This window comes from Methylocystis sp. SC2 (genome assembly GCF_000304315.1).
In the GTDB taxonomy this organism is placed as follows: Bacteria; Pseudomonadota; Alphaproteobacteria; order Rhizobiales; family Beijerinckiaceae; genus Methylocystis.
The window spans coordinates 1,418,977-1,435,390 of record NC_018485.1; the positions used below are offsets into that span (position 1 = coordinate 1,418,977).

The window sequence follows — 16,414 nt, forward strand, 5'->3', positions numbered from 1 at the left end:
GAGACATGACGACGGCGATCCTGCTCGATGACCGCGCGATCATTGAGATTTCCGGCGAAGACGCAGGCAAGTTCCTGCATAATCTGGTGACCAACGACGTCGCCTCGCTCAAGGCCGGAGAGGCGCGCTTCGCCGCGCTGCTGACGCCCCAGGGTAAGATTTTGTTCGATTTTCTGGTCTTCGCCGCAGGCGAAGGGGGCTATCTGCTCGACTGCCCGCTCGCGCTTTCCGCCGATCTCGAAAAACGTCTGAACATTTACAAGCTGCGGTCGAAAGTGACGGTGACGAACCGCAGCGGCGAATTCGAAGCGATCGCCTTTCCCGATGCGACCGAAGCGCCGCAGGTCGAGGCCGTCGCCATCGCCGCCGATCCGCGCGGCCCGCTCGGCTTCCGCGCCATCGCGGCGAAAGGCAAGATACCGACGGCGGAGGGGCGGAGCGCCTACGAGGCCCGGCGCATTCATGCCGGCGTGCCGCTCGGCGGCGTCGATTTCGACTATGGCGCAACCTTTCCGCACGAAGCCAACATGGATCTGCTCTCGGGGCTCGACTTCAAGAAGGGCTGCTATGTCGGCCAGGAAGTCGTGTCGCGGATGAAGCATCGCGGCCTGGTGCGCAAGCGGATCACGAAATATCGGGCGCAAGGCGCCGCGCCCGCGCCGGGCGAAACGATCCGCGCCGGCGACGTTGAAATCGGCGTCACCGGCTCGCGCCTGCATGAAGAGGGTCTCGCCTTGATCCGTCTCGACCGTCTCGGCGACGCCTTGGCGGCCGGCGCGACGCCAATGGCGGCAGGCGCGGATTTGTCTTTTGAGACTCCGGACAAACCGGCGACTTAGGGATACGACGGCCGCCGCAGCAAACGAGCGCAGGGGGCGCCGTCACGCCTGCCGGAACTTGGTCTTCTTGGAGGCTCTCTTGCCGAAGGAATGCACGTACCAGCCCGCGCCTAAAGCGATCGCGACCACGGTGGCGACGGCGACCGCGGTCCAGGCGCGCATGAACTCCTCGCCGACCGAGAAGAGGAAACGGGCGTTGTATTCCTTGCGGCCATCCTCGCTGCGCGCCCGCACGAGCGCCACGTAGTCTCCTTGTTTCTTGAAATCATGTTCGAGCTGGATGACGCCGGTTTGGAACCGCGCGGGCGGCAAATAGGCTTCGTTTGGCGCTGCTTCGTCGTCGCCATTCGGCGCCGCCTCAACGATTCGGATCTCCACCATCATATCCCGCAATTCGTCCTGCATCGTGTCGACCACGATGGTCGTCGATCCGGTTTCGGGAACGTCCTCGCAGAACTGATCTCGCGATTGCGTCGGTTGATAGAAGCTGAAGGTGATGACGTTCGGGCCCATTTGGGCCGAGCATTCCCGAACTTTCTGGAACGCCTTGGCGGAATCCCTGCGCACCGCTTGCGCCTCCGCGCAGTCGATCGAGCCGATCGCCGCGAGGAGAATGAAGAAGAGCCTAATTCTGAACATGTTTTCGCCCGAATTCGACATCGTGTCTCGAAAATCGAGAATGCCGCATTTTTGGGCCTGCCGTCCATCGCCTGCCGACGGCGAAGGCGACGAAATGAGTTCCCCAAGCCGAAGGCGTATCGCAGCTGGACGCTGACGGAAGTTGCTCTCAGCCCGCCGATCTTCGTCGACCCGCCGATGGCCGGTCGGCGCGTGGCCTATCGGGCCAGGGAATCGAGCGCGACGTCCATGGCGCGGACGAGCGCCATATTGCCGAAGAGAATCACCGCAATCGCGAGCGCGACGTAGAGCACGTCGGCCAACGCAAGATGTCCAGCCGCATGTTCGGCGACGTCCCGTTCAGTCGGCTGCACGTCCATCTCATCTTCCTTCCAGCGTAAAAATATATCGTACTGGTCGCTTTTCGCACAAAGCGCGCCTGCTTGATGTGCGGAAACACACAAGCGATGCTCAACGCTTCAGCAGCCGATTGGTTGCCTTAATAAACCCACAAAGATTGAAGTTTTGTGACATTCGGCCTCAAACTTCATGGCCGATTCATGGCCAGCTTATGGCCGAGCGGTTCGCGCCGCGACATGCTGCGACGCGGCCCGGCTTTCGTTTCGGCGGAAAAGCTCTATAAGTTCAGGGCTCGAACCGGCGGCAGGCGCATGCTTAGAACGGCCGGGCAAGGGTGGATAGCGCCACAGAGCGAAAGAAGGGAAGGGCCACACGTGAGCGGAAGCCTGAACATCAGCGGCCGCACGACCGAAAGCGTCAACGCTCTCGCGGGCGCGCTGGTCGACCGTCTCGTCGCCGGCGCGGCGAAATATCGGGTCTCGGTCGAGCGCGGCGGCCTCGGCGAATTACTGATCGACGCCGGCGCCAAGGTCCCGGGCGGCATTGAGGCCGGCCTGCTGCTGACCGAGATCTGCATGGGCGGACTTGGGCGCGTCGCCCTTTCCCACACGCCGGCCGCGCCCAACTGGCCGTTTTGGCTGACCGTGACCAGCGCCGATCCCGTCGTCGCCTGCCTCGCCAGCCAATACGCCGGCTGGAGCCTCAGCCATGAAAAATTCTTCGCTCTGGGGTCGGGGCCGGGCCGCGCCCAGGCGCGGGCCGAAAAGCTCTTCGACGAACTGTCGTATCGCGATCTCGCCGACCGCGTCACCATCGTCCTCGAAAGCGGCTCGCCGCCGCCCAAGGAAGTTGTCGAGAAAGTGGCGGCGCGCTCAGGCGTGACGCCGGACAAGGTCGCCTTCATTTATGCGCCGACGCAGTCGCTCGCCGGCGGCGTGCAGGTGGTCGGCCGGGTGCTCGAAGTCGCGTTGCACAAGGCGCATGAGCTGCATTTTCCGCTCGACGACATTATCGACGGCGTCGCGACGGCGCCGCTCTCGCCGCCCCACCCCGACTTCGTGCAGGCGATGGGCCGCACCAATGACGCGATCATTTATGCGGGGCGCGCGCATCTTTTCGTGAAGGGCTCGGCGGCCGCCGCCAAGGAGCTCGCCGAGAAGCTGCCGAGCATGACGTCGCGCGACTATGGCCGGCCGTTCGCCGAAATCTTCAAGGCGTATAAGGGCGACTTCTATAAGATCGACGGCAGCCTGTTTTCGCCGGCCGAAGCGCTTGTGACGGCGGTCGAGACCGGCGAAACCTTCCGGGCCGGCGAGATCAATCTGGCGCTGCTGGATAAATCGTTTGGCGGGTGATCGCCGGGGCGTTGTTTGACTGCGTTCGACCTGCTCGATAGATCCGACCCCACCGCTCTTCTGAGCGAGGATAGCGGGCCACCGCCGCGTGTGGCGGTCTTCACCGACAAGCTCGATTGGCATGTGGAGCGCACGCTCCGCGCCTTGCGCAGGCAGGGCGCGACGCCGGTCGCCGTGCGGCTCTCCGCCTGCAAGATCGAGACGGGCCGCGCCCACGGCCTCATCATCCCCAGATTTCGCGACCTTCCCGACCTCGCCATCGTTCGCGCCATCGGCGACGGGTCGCTCGAAGCGATCACCATGCGGCTCGGCGTCCTGCACGCCCTGGAGGCGCTCGGCGTTCCGGTGGTCAACAGCGCGCGCGCGATCGAACGCTGCACCGACAAATCCATGGCGAGCTTTCTTCTGGCGCGGGCCGGACTGCCGACGCCGCAGACTTTCGCGGCGCAGACTCCCGCGCAGGCGCGCGCCATCGCGCGGCGCGAATGCGCCAAGGGCCCGCTCGTCATGAAGCCCCTGTTCGGGGCGCAGGGCTGGGGCCTGCGCTTGATCGAATGCGAAGGCGATCTGCCGTCGCTTCAGGACGCGCGCGGCGTGTTCTATCTGCAGCGCTTCGTCGGCCCGGCGCGACCGCCCTTCGAAGACATGCGCATTCTCGTCTCGGGCGGCGAAACCATCGCCGCCATGCGCCGGCGCTCGAGCCATTGGATCACCAATGTGCGGCAGGGGGCGAAGCCGCTCGCCGTCGAGCCGTCAGAACGGGAGACGGAGATCGCGCTCGCCGCCGCAAGCGCGCTCGGCGTCGATTTCGCCGGCGTCGACATCATCCATGACGACCGCGGCGCGCCGCTAATTCTTGAAGTCAACAGCATGGCGGGCTGGAGCGGACTGCAGCGGGTGACGCCCTTCTCGATCGCCGACAGAGTCGCCGCCGACGCGCTCGCGCAGCTGACGCGCGCGCGACGTCGCGCCTGACGTGGCGACCTTCGCGGCCGACCCGCAAGCGATCGCCACCGCCTTCGTCGCCGCCTGCGAAGCCGAGCTGCAGGCGCCCAAGCCCGGCAACGTCCATGTCTTCGCCGACGGCCATGGCATGACCACGGCGGATTTCCTCGCCAGCGCCGAGGCCGCCGCCCCCTTCATCGGCGCGGAGCGATCGAGCGTCGGCGCCCGCATCGCCGGCGCGATCGAAGCGACGCGGGCGCGCGTCGGGCAGAACACCAATCTCGGCATCGTGCTGCTCTGCGCGCCGCTGGCGCAAGCCGCGACGACCGCGCAAAGCGCCGATCTCAACCAGGAGACCGGGCGCGTCCTGCAGGCCCTCGACATCGACGACGCCGACGCCGCGTTTCGCGCCATCGCCCATGCGCGGCCGGCGGGGCTTGGAGATGCGCCGCAGCATGACGTCCATGCGCCGGCGCAAACGACTCTCCTCGAAGCGATGCGCGCCGCCGCCGGCCGCGACCGCATCGCCTGGCAATACGCCAATGGCTTCGCCGATATTTTCGACCTTGGCCTTGAGACTCTCGCCGAAGCGCGCGCGCGAAGCGCCGATGCGGCGCTCGGAACGCTCGCCGTCTATGCGGCCTTTCTCGCAGCTTTTCCGGATAGCCATATCGCGCGCAAACATGGAGTCGCCGCCGCCGAGGCGGTTCGCGGCGAGGCGGCGCTTTTCGAAAAGAGTCTCAAGAACGCCAAAGGCCGCGCGGCGGCGTTCGAACTGGCGTTGGACTTCGATCGCGCGCTGAAACAGCGTGGGTTGAATCCCGGCACAAGCGCCGATCTGACCGTCGCGGTTCTTTTCGCCGATTATCTTGGGGCCATCTTGGCAAGGCCGCGCAAAAATGGTTGAGTCCGCCGCGCGCGGGATGGACTCGCGGCTATCTGACCACCGGTCCGATCGGGCTTTTTTCGCTCGGCGCCGAAGAGGGGATAGAGGCGCTCGGGACCGAATGGCGCGCGCGATCATGAGGAATTCTGGGAGGAACACATGGCTTTAATCAACAAGATGCTGGTCGGCGAGTCGCTGGTCGGCGACGGCAATGAAGTTGCGCATATCGACCTGATCATGGGTCCGCGCGGCTCGGCGGCCGAGCTCGCCTTCGCCAATGCGCTCGTCAACAACAAGGACGGCTTCACGACGCTGCTCGCGGTCGTCGCGCCGAACCTGCTCTGCAAGCCCAACACGATCCTGTTCAACAAGGTGACGATCAAGGGCGCCAAGCAGGCGGTGCAGATGTTCGGCCCGGCGCAGCATGGCGTCGCCAAGGCCGTCGCGGATTCGGTCGCCGAGGGCGTGATCCCGGTCGACGAAGCCGACGACATCTTCATTGCGGTCGGCGTGTTCATTCACTGGGACGCTTCGGACGACAAGAAGATCCAGGACTATAATTACACCGCGACGAAGGAAGCCATCGCCCGCGCCGTCAGGGGCGAGCCGAAGGCGTCGGAAGTCGTCGCCAAGCGCAACGAAGCCAAGCATCCCTTCGCGCCGAACTGAACCGCTTAGGAACATGCGCAGCGGGGAGCTCGAACGCTCCCCGCCGCCGCGCTCGCAGCCGGCCGAGGCCGCCGCTCGAGCGGCCAAGCGTCGACGCTGCAAGACGATGACGCCGGCAGAGTTCTGACGCCGGCAGAGTTCTAAAGTCTGGCGCGCGGGGGCGGCAGCCAGCAGAAATTTCGTCTTCCCCGAGGGAGGGCGCAACCAGCAATAGGGGCATTCCGCGCGCGCAAAGTCAGACGCCGCAGGGACGCGAACGCACCGGAAGGGATGGGATCATGGCTTCGTTCTTTGAGAAAATACTGGGCGCGCTCTTTCCGAAGCCGTCGTCCGGCTTCACGTCGAGCAGCGCCAAGACCAGCGTCGGCGAATCGCTCGTCGGCGACGGCAATGAGGTCGCGCATATCGACCTGATCATGGGTCCGCGCGGCTCGGCCGCCGAGAAGGCCTTCGCCAACGGCCTCGTCAACAACAAGGACGGCTTCACGACGCTTCTCGCCGTCATCGCGCCAAACCTGTTGGTGAAGCCCTATACGATGATGTTCAACAAGGTGACCATCAAGAACGCCAAGCAGGCCGTTCAGATGTTCGGCCCGGCGCAGTATGGCGTCGCCAAGGCGGTCGCCGACAGCGTCGCCGAGGGCGTCATTCCGATGAGCCAGGCTGACGACCTCTTCATCTGCGTCGGCGTGTTCATCCACTGGGAAGCCAACGACGATCAGAAGATTCAGGACTTCAATTACTCTGCGACGAAGGAAGCCATCGCCCGCGCGATGAAAGGCGATCCGAGCGCGCGCAGCGTGTTGTCGGCCCGCGTCACCGCGAAACATCCTTTCGCCGCCAACTGAGCTTTGGCGGTTCGCTTTCCAAGGGAGCCTCAGGGCTCCCTTTTTTTGTGCTCGGACGCGAAGCGGTCGAGGTCGGCGCGCGTCAGAGCGCCGTCATGCAGCGCCGTCGCGACCAGCGCGCCGGCGGCGCCGATCGCCTGAAGCCGTTCAAGATCGTCCGCGTCGCGAACGCCGCCGGCCGCAAACACCCGCCGATCGCCGGCGCGCTCGATGATTTGCGAAACGCGCGCAACATCGGGACCCGCGCCGACGCCGACGCGCGTCAGCGTCATGACGATGACCTGGCGCGGCCACTGCTTGGTACATTCGTGCAGCGCATCCGGACCCAAAAAAACCTCGTCGCGAAAATCGAGCGAGAGAACGATATTGGGATCGTGCTGCGCAGCCTGCAGGAAGGCGCTGTCGTGCAAGGATTCGCTGCCGATCACGCAATCAATGCGCGCCGCGCCGCGCCAGTCGCAGGACGCGGCGCCGGCGTCGACCATAAAGCGAAGCGATGGAAATCGCTCCGTCAGCGCGCCGATCTCACGGCTATTATCGCCGCTTCCCTCGATCGCGTCGAGATCGGCGATATAGATTCTCTCGAATGGATGAAGCGTCAGAAAGCCGGCGACGACATCGACCGGCGCGCTCGTCGCCGCAAGCGGCGATGCGATCGGCCTATAGCTGTCGCGGGCGCCGGCGCGGGCGCGCATGACCACGCCGCTGCGAATATCGATGACGGGGATGATCTGCATGAGGCATTATAGCGCGTCGCGATCCTGCGACGTCCGGCAAACCTCATGATTCATCGCAGCCTGCTTCTCACGCTTTTTTTGCTCGTGTTCGTCGACGCTGCGACGGCGCAGCAAAGCCAGCCGGATTGGCCGTGCCGACAGGTGCGCGTGCCCGAACTCGCGGTCGGCGGCGTCTGGGCCGGTCCGCCGCTCGACGACGCCGTGACGCATTGGCGCGACGATGCGACAATCGCCGATCTCGTCACGCGCCTCGCGCAGCGACGCACGCCGATGGATGAAGCTGAGCAGCTTATTGCGCAATTCGCCAAATCTTCCGGCGACAAGCGCAAGGAGCGCCTGACGACGCTGTTCGCCGGCGTCTATGAGCGCATGAATGACGAGCGGCGCGACCTGGTCAACGGCCTTGATCGTTTTGGACGGCGCCTGAAAGCGATGGCGGAGACGACGCGCAAGGAGACGCAGACGCTGCGCGAACTGCAGGATCAAAAGCCGCCGGACCCCGAAGCGATCAAAAAGGCGAGCGAAGCCGTGCAGTGGCGGCTGCGGGTGTTCGAGGAGCAACGGCGCATGGTCGGCTATGTGTGCGAAAGCCCGGCGTTGATCGAGCAGCGTTTCGGCGCGCTGGCGCGGGCGATCCAGCAGGCGATGGAGTAATATGGATCCCGCCGATCCACTTGCTTGGATCTTGTCGTTCCCGGCAGGCCGAAGGCCTGACCGGGAATCCAGAGCCGACCCAGGAACGCTGGTATTGCTTTGGATTCCCGATCGCGCGCGTTGCGCGCGTCGGGAATGACGCCGCCACCGAATTAAGGCGCCCTACTCGCGCGGCTCAGGCTGGCGCTCCTCGAGCGGATGGCCGGCCTGCTCCCAAGCGTCGGCGCCGGGCGGATACCACAGCACATGCGTATAGCCGAGGGTGAGCGCGCGTTTCGCCGCGTTCCAGGACGCCCAGCAATTGGTGCGGCAATAGAAGACGAGCGGCTTCGATTTGTCGCCGCCGCTCGCGCGCGCCACGCCCTGCTCGAAATAGCGCGCCATCGGCTCGGAGAGTTCGCCAAACCCGGTGTCGGGAAGCCACACGCTGCCGGGAATGTCGAAGCGCTTCGGATCCCGCCACACTGCGTTCTTCGGCAGGCCTTCCGGCTTTGGCGGCCGCGACAAGGCGTCGATGAAAACCGCCTTCTTGCCGCTCCACAGTTCAAACGCCTGCGGCGTGTCGAGCACGGTCGCGCCCTTGAGCGTCGCCGGCGTCGGCGCGTGATAATTGTCCAGCCGGTAGCCTTCCGGCTCCGGCGGCGCTTGGGCGAAAGCCGGCGCGGCGCAAAGCGCGACCGCCGCACAAAGCGCGAGAACGCCGCGATTAAAATGTTTCGACAGACTCATCACGGAACCGTGATTGCATGTCCCGCCTCATCGAGCAACGGGACTCCATAATCGCGAAGAATGCGCTCCAGCTCGATCTTGTTCTGGGCGATCAGCGTATTGAGTTCGCGCTTCCAGTTCTGATCGGAATGACGAACCCCGAAGCCGATGCGGAAGGCCATGCGGGCGCCGGGCGTCTCCGGCAGCGGCGTCACATTCAGCTTCACGTTCGATTGTTTGGCGTAATAGCCGGCGATCGGCCCCCACAGCAGCGCGACGTCGATGTCTCCCATTTCGAGATCATGCGTCATCGCCGCGCCGGAAGATTCGACGCGCGTATCGACCATCAGCGCATAGGGCTTCACCGACGCCATCAGGCCATTCATCGCCAGCACATTGCCGGGCGGCGTGTTGGCGACGAGGCCGATGCGATGCGGCTTTTCCTTCAGTCGAGGATCGTCGAGCGTCTTGAGGCCGTCGAGCGCCGAGCCGGCGCGGGTCACGATGGCGTAGGTCGTCCGGTAATAGGGATTGGTGGTCTGCACCAGGTCATTGCCCTGCGGCATGCCGAGGATGACGTCGCAAAGATGCGCGTTCAGCGTATTGCGCACAAAGCCGGTGGCGCCCGGATAATAGGTGTAGGCGAGATCCTTGCCGAGCTTCTTGGCGAGGAATTCGGCGATTCTGTTCTCGAAGCCTTCGCCCTTGTCGTTTGAAAAGGGCAGATTGTTCGGATCGGCGCACACGCGCAGCGTCTTGGGATCGACGAGTTCGATCGACCCCTGATTGTCGTCGCCCTTGGCGCCGAAGTCGGGCCCCATATGCTGCGCCGAGGCGGGGGCCGCCACAGAGAGGATCGCGGCGGCCCAGCCCGTCGAGAGCAGCGCGGAAAAACCGCGCCGGCTGATGTCAAAGCGGATCATGCGATCGTATCGACGCTCTTATTTCTGGCTCATGCACTCGGTCTCGGCCTTGGCGAAGGCTTCCGGGCGATCTTCCTTCTTCCCCGGACGGCCGGGCTCGATGGCGCCGGTCGAGAGCGCGCGCAGATAGACATAAAGATCGTCGATGTAGCAGGAGGCGTTCTTGTTATCGGCGAAGGCCGGCATGACGCTATTGCCGTTCTGGCGGCCGCCGATGACGATGCCGGCGAACTCCGCATAGTCGAACCGCTTCACCGAATCCTTGAGCGCCGGCGCATAAGTCGAGCCGCCGCCATTGGGGCCGTGGCAGACGTGGCATTCGGCGTGATAGCGGCGATAGCCGGAGAAGGTGTACCAGTCCACCTTGCCGTCGGGGCCGACGTTGTAAGTGGGATCGCCTTTGGCGTCGAAATATTTGCCGTCGACCGACTTGACGGCCTTGGGGTCTCCCGGCGCCTCGGCCATTGCGGAGCTTCCCACGCACATGATGACGCCCAGAGCTAACGCTCCGGCCAGCGACGATCTCATTACCTCTCTCCTTGGTCTCTTCCCACACAATGTAAACGCCGACGCTCGGCGGCACCTTGACGGTGCGCCGAGCGCCGGCCTTTGGTTGCTTCGCGTCTCGCTTAGTTCGGCAGAGCGAAGACAGTCAGCACGCCGCCAAGAGCCGTATAATTGGCCAGCGACGCATAGTTGCCCACGGCGCCGAGTCCCTCGTTGCTCTTCGAGAGGCCAGCCGCCAAGCCGATGCCGGCCCAGCCGCCAACGCCCGAGAGCACCGCGACATACTGCTTGCCGCCGGACTCATAGGTGGTGACGTTGCCGATGATTCCCGACGGAGTCTTGTACTTATAGAGCTCCTTGCCGGTCTTGGTGTCGACGGCCTTCAGATAGCCCTCGAGCGTGCCGTAGAAGGTGACGCCGCCGTCCGTCGACGTCGCGCCGCCCCAGACCGAGAACTGCTCCTTGTTGGACCAGACGATCTTGCCGACCTTGGCGTCCCAGGCGATGAAGTTGCCGGTGTGGGTCTCGCCCTTGTCCTTGCCCGCGGGGAACATTTCCAGCGTCGCGCCGACGTAGGGCTGGCCCGCCGTGTAGCTCACGCGGAACGGCTCATAGTCCATGCAGACGTGGTTGGTCGGAACCAGGAACAGTCCCGTCGTCGCGTCATAGCTCGCCGGCTGCTGGTCCTTGGAGCCAAGCGCCGCCGGGCAGACATATTGCGTGTTGACGTCTTCGCCGTTCTGCTCCGTCGAATATTTCGCCACGCCGAGCGGACGGCCATAGGTCTTGGACGACTTGTCCATGTCGACCTTGCTCGCCCAGTTCACCGCCGGATCGAATTTCTCGGCGACAAGCAGTTCGCCGGTGGCGCGGTCAAGCGTATAGGCGAAGCCGTTGCGGTCGAAGTGAACGAGAGTCTTGCGCTTCTGGCCGCCCATGTCCTGGTCGGCGAGAATCATCTCGTTGATGCCGTCATAGTCCCACTCGTCGTGGGGCGTCATCTGGTAAACCCACTTCACCTTGCCGGTGTCGAGGTCGCGCGCCCAGATGGTCATCGACCAGCGGTTGTCGCCCGGACGCTGCTTGGGGTTCCAGGTCGAGGGATTGCCCGAGCCGTAGTAGACGAGATTGAGGTCCGGATCATAGCTGTACCAGCCCCAGGTGGTGCCGCCGCCGATCTTCCACTGATCGCCTTCCCAGGTCGTGATCCCTGAGTCCTTCTCGACCGGCTTGCCGAGATGGGTGGTCTTGCCCGGCTCGATCAGCGTGTCGGCGTCGGGGCCCATCGAATAGCCGCGCCACACCTGCTGGCCGGTCTTCACGTCATAGGCCGTGATGTGGCCGCGCACGCCGAATTCGCCGCCGGCGATGCCCACGAACACCTTGTCCTTGAAGACATGCGGGGCCGCGGTCGAGGTCTGGCCCTTGGAGGGATCGCCGTTCTTGACCGACCAAAGCAGCTTGCCGGTCTTGGCGTCGAGCGCGACGAGCGTGGTGTCCGCCTGCGCCAGGAAAATCTTGCCGTCGCCATAGGCGAGGCCGCGGTTCACCGTGTCGCAGCACATCACCGGCACGACCGACGGATCTTGCTTGGGCTCATACTTCCAGAGGATCTTGTGGTCCGGGTCCTTCAGGTCGAGCGCATAAACATTGTTGGGGAACGGCGTATGCAGATACATGACGTCGCCGATGACGAGCGGCGCGCCTTCATGGCCGCGCAGAACGCCGGTGGAGAACTGCCACGCCGGCGCGAGCTTGCCGACGTTCTCGGTGGTGATCTGCTTAAGAGCGGAATGGCGCAGGTTGGCGTAATCGCCCGTCGGCATCACCCACTGCTTGGGATCCTTCTGCAGGGTCTGCAAATCGTCAGCCTTCGCCGCGCCGGCGAGCGCGAGTACGGCCACCGAAGTCGACAACAACAGTTTATGCATGAGCTTTTCCTCCTGACGACGCCCGGCGCGCATTTTTATGCGCCGCCGCCGACGTCGTGCCTCCTAGGCGCCTCGACATTGGGAAGGCGATTTCCGTTTATGTCTCATGCCGGCAGGACAAAACGTCCACCAGCGGCGAGAAGCTCCCGGTTCCCGTCCGGAAGACATCTTTTAACTCGGAAACGGCGGGATAATATGTCGCTAGCGGTTGAATCGCAATCGCAAAAAACAAAGGCGCGGCCGTGCGATGCAGCGCATCGGCTATCCGGCGAAACCGCTAAGGCGAACAACATGTTGCGTCGCATGCTGGCGCTTGTCGCGGCGGTCGCGCCGCTTCTCGCCGGGAACCCGGTCCGGGCCTTTTCGTTAAGCGAAATCGCCTCCGGCGTTTACGCGCACCATGGCGAAACTTCCCTCATGAGCCGGGAAAATATGGGCGACATCGCCAATCTCGGCGCCATCGTCGGGGACGAATCGGTCGCAGTGATCGACACGGGCGGCAGCCTGATCGAAGGACGCGCCTTCCTCGCGGCGCTGCGCGAAAAGACGCGCAAGCCCATTCGCTACGTAATCAACACCCACGCCCATCCCGACCACACCTTCGGCAATGGCGCCTTCGTCGAGACCGGCGCGACCTTCGTCGGGCACAAGAATCTGCCCCGCGCGCTCGCCGCCCGCGGCCCGCATTATCTTTCGGCCTTCCGCGCGCAGATGGGCGACGCCCTCGACGGCGTGACGATCGTGCTCCCGACGCTGACCGTCGACCAGACGCTGACGCTCGATCTCGGCCACCGCGAGATCGTCCTGCAGGCGTGGCGCACGGCGCACAGCGAATGCGACCTCACCATTCTCGATCCAAAGAGCGGCGTGCTCTTTTCCGGCGATCTGCTCTTTTTACAGCATGTGCCGGTCGTCGACGGCAGTCTGCTCGGCTTTCTCGACGTCGCCGACAGGCTCGCGGCGCTCAAGGCGACGCAGGTCGTCGCCGGGCATGGCCCCCTCCCCGCGCCCTGGCCCAAGGCGCTCGAGAATCAGCGCGCCTATCTGATGCGGCTGACCGCAGACCTCCGCGCCGCAATCAAGAAGGGCGAGGGCGTCGCGGCGGCGGCCAAGGAAGCCGGCGGCGAGGAGCGGGAGAAATGGCGGCTGTTCGACGATTACAACGCCCGCAACGCCACGGCGGGATTCGCGGAGCTGGAGTGGGAGGGGCCGTGAGGATGACTTTGTCACGTGACGGCGACCAGAGTTGGCGCTTATTCTTGTCACAAGATCAGCGCTCTCGCCGTCATTGCGAGGAGCTTTATCCGAAGTCGGGTATACCCGACTTCGCAAGAAACCGACGCAGCAATCCAGAGCGGGGCGCCTTTCGATGGATTGCTTCGCTACGCTCGCAATGACGAAGTTGTTAGGAGGATGCCGGATATGAACACAGCAGCCCGTTCCGCCGCCGGCGCCCTCTTCGCGCTTCTTTCAAGCGCCGCCCTCGCCCAAACCGCGCCCGATCCCTGGCCCGAACTCGTCGTCGACATCTTTCACAGCCGGCCGATCGCGGCGGCTGACGGCGCCATCGCGCTCGACGCGCCGGCGCGCGCCGAGGATGCGGCCATCGTGCCGATGACCATGCGCTTTTCGGACCCCTCGCAGATCAAGGTCGCGACGCTGGTCATCGACCAGAACCCGATGCCGATGGCGGCGGCCTTCACGCTCGGCGACAAGTCCGGCGTCGGCTTCATCGAGACCCGCGTGCGGGTGAACTCCTATTCCAACGTCCATGCGGTGGCCGAGATGAGCGACGGCAAGCTGCGCGCCGACGCCAAATTCGTCAAAGCCTCGGGCGGCTGTTCGGCGCCCGCCGTCAAGGATCAGGACGAGGCGGTCGCCAATATCGGCAAGGTGAAATATCGCGAATTCAAGAGCGCCGATCCGGCAAAGCGCGAAGCGCAGATCATGATCCGCCACCCGAACGCCTCCGGCATGCAGATGGACCCCGTCTCGCGCGCCTATCTGCCGGCGCATTTCATCGACTCTGTCGAAGTCTTTCAGGGCGAGACGCCGATCTTCAAGATGGAAGGCGGCATCTCGCTCTCGGAAGACCCGACCTTCCGCTTCACCTATGCGCCCAACGGCGCGAAGACGATCCGCGTCGAAGCCCATGACAATAAGGGCGGCGTCTACAAGGGCGAATGGCCGATCGGCGACGCTTCCTGAGCGGCGCTTTCGCCAAAGGCGTCTAGTGTCTATTTCCTTTCAGTCGAAGGCAGCAGATCAGCGAAATTCGCGACGCGGATGATCGCCTCCGCGCCGACTTGCGGCTGACCGGCGCTATTGATCGTGTCCGCCTTCCGGAGGGCCTCGCCGAAGTCGATGCCTGTGCGTCCTTCGATGGATTCGACTGATACGCGCCACTGCTGGACTTCAACCGCTTTCAGTTCCTCGGGCGATCCGAGGTTTTTGCGCGGCTCGTCGAGAAGATTCAACTGGTCAACGACGAGTCCTACCGATTTCAGACCAAGCTTGCCCTTCCAAACGACGATCTTGAAGAAGGATGATGGGATTTGCACGTCATCCGCCCAGCGGTCGATCTTCTCATCGAAAATCGGCCCTTGGATGACGCAGAGCCGTTTGCCCGAGTCTTCCGCCAACACGCCATTCTCCAAAACATAGCGCTCGACGCCCTGCCAGAACTTAGCCGACTGGTTGAAGCGGAAATGCTGGGGCGAACAATTGGTAAAGTGAAACGTGTCGGCGTTGGCGCGTTCCGCCGAACTCGCATCGCCCCAAGTCGGATCGCTGCGGCGCGTGAGATGCCCGCGATCAAAATAATCAGACCAGTCAGAATAGAAGCTCTGGTCGAGAACGAAACCATTGCTGATGCGCGGGTCCTTAAACCAGCGGTCGCCTTCGGCGGTCGAGGCGACCTGTCCCGTTTTCCGATCTACGTTGAGGTAGGTGGCGCCGTCGATATTCGTCGCGGTGAAGAAGGCGATCCGCTTTGCCTTATTGATGACTATGCTGAAATGTTCGTAACGCAGTACGCCTTCGCTAGCATGTGGCTCGCCAGCACGCAGCGGCGCGACTTGTTCGGCGAGCGGCCCCGTGATGCGCGGTGCTGGCGTAACGTGGCCGGGGATAAAGTCCTCCTGATACCCTTTTCGCGATGCATAATCCCGGTCAATCTTCAGCGCCTCGGCAGCTTTCAGGAGCGGCTTTGGCGGCTCCGCTTCCGACGACTGGGGGACCGCGGCCACGGGCGCGACGGCAAGCACAGGCGGCGCGGCGGCGCCCACGCGAACGGTGATCTCAATGGGCACAACGACCTTCACCTCGCCTCCTTTCTCCCTGGCGACAGGCATGACCACAGGGTTTCCCGCGCTAGACATGTCGACTCCTGTGTGGGCAAACGATTCTCGACTCGAGACCGCGCGAGGCGCGCCGAGCTTGTGGGGCGATGGCGGCGGCGCATCCGCAAAGGTGAGCGCCTGAGCGAGCAACGCTCGCTGGTCGCCGTCGAGAGATCCGAGACGCTGTTTCAGGTCGCCATAAATGGCGCTGATGCGCACCCCCTCGTTGACTTGCGTATTGGCTTTTTCGTCACCGTCGCCCAAGGCGAGAGACGGCTCGCCCCAGTGGTGCAACGCAATCAGTTCCCATTCGTCGTTAAATACCGGCGATCCGGAAGAGCCGTGCTCCGTGTCGGTTTCGTACAGCAGGCTTCGCGTGGTGCGATATTGCAGCAAATTATTGCGCACGCTGATCATCTTGTAACTGCCTAGCGGGTGCTGAATGATATTCACGCTCATCCCGAGCATATGCTTGTCCGGATGGTCGGAGAGGATGCAGTAACCTAGCGACTCGAGCGAATCCTCTCCTGCGATACGATCGCCCACGGCGACCAACGCGTAATCGAGCACCGATTCGGGAGAAAACAGGCTGAAGCGATCGGGATCCAATCGGAAAGCTGTCGTCTTGGTCAGGCGCCCAGCCTCGATTTCCCTTCCAAAAGTGATCTGTGCGCTCTTGGCGTGATCCGCGCTTTCGAGGACATGCTGATTGGTGATAAACAAATTCGGACTGACCAGAAAGCCGCTGCCTACCGAACTATTTAGCGGCGATTCAACATAGGCGACGGCAGTACGCACGCGAGCGCCGATGGTAAGGAAAGACGCCGGTTGGAAATCCAATGCGCCGCGAATGGCCTCGGCGGCCGATCTTGGCGTTGGAGGAACCCGCTTGGCGACGTAGGCCGCGGCGCGGTCCTCGTTTCTCTCGACCTCGCGCCAACAGCCCCTGGCAATGAGATCGCGTGCGCGCTTGCGCGCTTCACGCGTGTCCGCCATGAGTTTTCGGAAATCGTCGAGAGCCCGTTCGCCTAATCTTGCTTTACCAATATCCATTTGCGCTCGCTCCGAGCACGACCTGCGAAATGGGGATCCG

Annotated in this window: 17 protein-coding genes; 9 read left to right on the forward strand and 8 right to left on the reverse strand. The window is 63.8% G+C overall.

Features of this window, described 5'->3' with window-relative positions; genetic code table 11:
- The first annotated feature begins 5 nt into the window (after positions 1 to 5).
- Positions 6 to 839: a CAF17-like 4Fe-4S cluster assembly/insertion protein YgfZ gene (gene ygfZ, locus BN69_RS06810; RefSeq protein WP_014890834.1), complete on the forward strand. Its 834-nt coding sequence runs from the start codon at positions 6 to 8 to the stop codon at positions 837 to 839.
- 42 nt (positions 840 to 881) lie between these two features.
- Here ygfZ and BN69_RS06815 read toward each other — a convergent pair whose 3' ends face one another.
- Both BN69_RS06815 and BN69_RS19405 read right to left on the reverse strand, forming a co-directional pair.
- Positions 882 to 1,478, reverse strand: a complete 597-nt coding sequence (locus BN69_RS06815; RefSeq protein WP_244435054.1) for a hypothetical protein — start codon at positions 1,476 to 1,478, stop codon at positions 882 to 884.
- Between the two features lie 197 nt (positions 1,479 to 1,675).
- Positions 1,676 to 1,837 (reverse strand): hypothetical protein, encoded by a 162-nt coding sequence (locus BN69_RS19405; protein WP_158491297.1) that lies wholly within the window; start codon positions 1,835 to 1,837, stop codon positions 1,676 to 1,678.
- 354 nt (positions 1,838 to 2,191) lie between these two features.
- Between BN69_RS19405 and mch the strand changes: the two genes are divergently transcribed.
- The 5 genes from mch (at position 2,192) to fae (BN69_RS06840) (ending at position 6,520) form a co-directional block, all read left to right on the forward strand.
- Entirely contained in the window at positions 2,192 to 3,172 is a 981-nt protein-coding gene (gene mch, locus BN69_RS06820; RefSeq protein ID WP_014890836.1) for a methenyltetrahydromethanopterin cyclohydrolase, read from the forward strand.
- Between the two features lie 15 nt (positions 3,173 to 3,187).
- Positions 3,188 to 4,147 (forward strand): ATP-grasp domain-containing protein, encoded by a 960-nt coding sequence (locus tag BN69_RS06825; RefSeq protein WP_244435055.1) that lies wholly within the window; start codon positions 3,188 to 3,190, stop codon positions 4,145 to 4,147.
- 1 nt (position 4,148) lies between these two features.
- Positions 4,149 to 5,024, forward strand: a complete 876-nt coding sequence (locus BN69_RS06830) for a triphosphoribosyl-dephospho-CoA synthase (protein ID WP_014890838.1) — start codon at positions 4,149 to 4,151, stop codon at positions 5,022 to 5,024.
- 138 nt (positions 5,025 to 5,162) lie between these two features.
- The gene (gene fae, locus BN69_RS06835) at positions 5,163 to 5,672 is read left to right on the forward strand and encodes a formaldehyde-activating enzyme (protein ID WP_014890839.1); all 510 of its coding nucleotides are present in this window, start codon (positions 5,163 to 5,165) and stop codon (positions 5,670 to 5,672) included.
- Positions 5,673 to 5,950: 278 nt separating this feature from the next.
- Complete coding sequence (fae, locus tag BN69_RS06840) at positions 5,951 to 6,520, forward strand: formaldehyde-activating enzyme (RefSeq protein WP_014890840.1); 570 nt, start codon at positions 5,951 to 5,953, stop codon at positions 6,518 to 6,520.
- A gap of 29 nt (positions 6,521 to 6,549) precedes the next feature.
- Here fae (BN69_RS06840) and BN69_RS06845 read toward each other — a convergent pair whose 3' ends face one another.
- Positions 6,550 to 7,257, reverse strand: coding sequence for a HisA/HisF-related TIM barrel protein (locus tag BN69_RS06845; protein WP_014890841.1), 708 nt, complete (start codon positions 7,255 to 7,257; stop codon positions 6,550 to 6,552).
- Positions 7,258 to 7,302: 45 nt separating this feature from the next.
- On the opposite strand from BN69_RS06845, the gene BN69_RS06850 reads away from it, so the two are divergent.
- The gene (locus BN69_RS06850; protein ID WP_014890842.1) at positions 7,303 to 7,911 is read left to right on the forward strand and encodes a hypothetical protein; all 609 of its coding nucleotides are present in this window, start codon (positions 7,303 to 7,305) and stop codon (positions 7,909 to 7,911) included.
- Between the two features lie 162 nt (positions 7,912 to 8,073).
- On the opposite strand, the gene BN69_RS06855 is transcribed toward BN69_RS06850, so the two are convergent.
- The 4 genes from BN69_RS06855 to xoxF5 all read right to left on the reverse strand — a co-directional run bounded on the left by BN69_RS06855 (position 8,074) and on the right by xoxF5 (position 11,980).
- Entirely contained in the window at positions 8,074 to 8,640 is a 567-nt protein-coding gene (locus tag BN69_RS06855) for a PQQ-dependent catabolism-associated CXXCW motif protein (protein WP_014890843.1), read from the reverse strand.
- Positions 8,640 to 9,542: a substrate-binding domain-containing protein gene (locus BN69_RS06860; protein WP_014890844.1), complete on the reverse strand. Its 903-nt coding sequence runs from the start codon at positions 9,540 to 9,542 to the stop codon at positions 8,640 to 8,642. Before BN69_RS06860 ends, BN69_RS06855 begins: the two co-directional genes overlap by 1 nt.
- A gap of 18 nt (positions 9,543 to 9,560) precedes the next feature.
- Positions 9,561 to 10,028 (reverse strand): c-type cytochrome, methanol metabolism-related, encoded by a 468-nt coding sequence (locus BN69_RS06865; RefSeq protein ID WP_041926843.1) that lies wholly within the window; start codon positions 10,026 to 10,028, stop codon positions 9,561 to 9,563.
- A 143-nt stretch (positions 10,029 to 10,171) separates the two neighbouring features.
- Entirely contained in the window at positions 10,172 to 11,980 is a 1,809-nt protein-coding gene (xoxF5, locus tag BN69_RS06870; protein ID WP_041927193.1) for a lanthanide-dependent methanol dehydrogenase XoxF5, read from the reverse strand.
- Positions 11,981 to 12,271: 291 nt separating this feature from the next.
- On the opposite strand from xoxF5, the gene BN69_RS06875 reads away from it, so the two are divergent.
- On the forward strand, positions 12,272 to 13,195 hold the full coding sequence (locus BN69_RS06875) for a quinoprotein relay system zinc metallohydrolase 2 (RefSeq protein ID WP_014890847.1): 924 nt from the start codon (positions 12,272 to 12,274) through the stop codon (positions 13,193 to 13,195).
- A gap of 198 nt (positions 13,196 to 13,393) precedes the next feature.
- Positions 13,394 to 14,188 carry a quinoprotein dehydrogenase-associated SoxYZ-like carrier gene (locus tag BN69_RS06880; protein ID WP_014890848.1) on the forward strand — a complete coding sequence of 265 codons (795 nt, stop codon included), beginning with the start codon at positions 13,394 to 13,396 and terminating at the stop codon, positions 14,186 to 14,188.
- 29 nt (positions 14,189 to 14,217) lie between these two features.
- Here BN69_RS06880 and BN69_RS06885 read toward each other — a convergent pair whose 3' ends face one another.
- The gene (locus BN69_RS06885; protein ID WP_014890849.1) at positions 14,218 to 16,374 is read right to left on the reverse strand and encodes a DNA/RNA non-specific endonuclease; all 2,157 of its coding nucleotides are present in this window, start codon (positions 16,372 to 16,374) and stop codon (positions 14,218 to 14,220) included.
- Positions 16,375 to 16,414 lie beyond the last annotated feature (40 nt).

Bases quoted from the DNA above. Each gene is read 5' to 3' on its own strand.
- ygfZ (WP_014890834.1), top strand. From the start codon at position 6: ATGACGACGGCGATCCTGCTCGATGACCGCGCGATCATTGAGATTTCC.
- BN69_RS06815 (WP_244435054.1), bottom strand. From the start codon at position 1,478: ATGTTCAGAATTAGGCTCTTCTTCATTCTCCTCGCGGCGATCGGCTCG.
- BN69_RS19405 (WP_158491297.1), bottom strand. From the start codon at position 1,837: ATGGACGTGCAGCCGACTGAACGGGACGTCGCCGAACATGCGGCTGGA.
- fae (WP_014890839.1), top strand. From the start codon at position 5,163: ATGGCTTTAATCAACAAGATGCTGGTCGGCGAGTCGCTGGTCGGCGAC.
- fae (WP_014890840.1), top strand. From the start codon at position 5,951: ATGGCTTCGTTCTTTGAGAAAATACTGGGCGCGCTCTTTCCGAAGCCG.
- BN69_RS06845 (WP_014890841.1), bottom strand. From the start codon at position 7,257: ATGCAGATCATCCCCGTCATCGATATTCGCAGCGGCGTGGTCATGCGC.
- BN69_RS06850 (WP_014890842.1), top strand. From the start codon at position 7,303: ATGATTCATCGCAGCCTGCTTCTCACGCTTTTTTTGCTCGTGTTCGTC.
- BN69_RS06855 (WP_014890843.1), bottom strand. From the start codon at position 8,640: ATGAGTCTGTCGAAACATTTTAATCGCGGCGTTCTCGCGCTTTGTGCG.
- BN69_RS06860 (WP_014890844.1), bottom strand. From the start codon at position 9,542: ATGATCCGCTTTGACATCAGCCGGCGCGGTTTTTCCGCGCTGCTCTCG.
- BN69_RS06865 (WP_041926843.1), bottom strand. From the start codon at position 10,028: ATGTGCGTGGGAAGCTCCGCAATGGCCGAGGCGCCGGGAGACCCCAAG.
- xoxF5 (WP_041927193.1), bottom strand. From the start codon at position 11,980: ATGCATAAACTGTTGTTGTCGACTTCGGTGGCCGTACTCGCGCTCGCC.
- BN69_RS06875 (WP_014890847.1), top strand. From the start codon at position 12,272: ATGTTGCGTCGCATGCTGGCGCTTGTCGCGGCGGTCGCGCCGCTTCTC.
- BN69_RS06880 (WP_014890848.1), top strand. From the start codon at position 13,394: ATGCCGGATATGAACACAGCAGCCCGTTCCGCCGCCGGCGCCCTCTTC.
- BN69_RS06885 (WP_014890849.1), bottom strand. From the start codon at position 16,374: ATGGATATTGGTAAAGCAAGATTAGGCGAACGGGCTCTCGACGATTTC.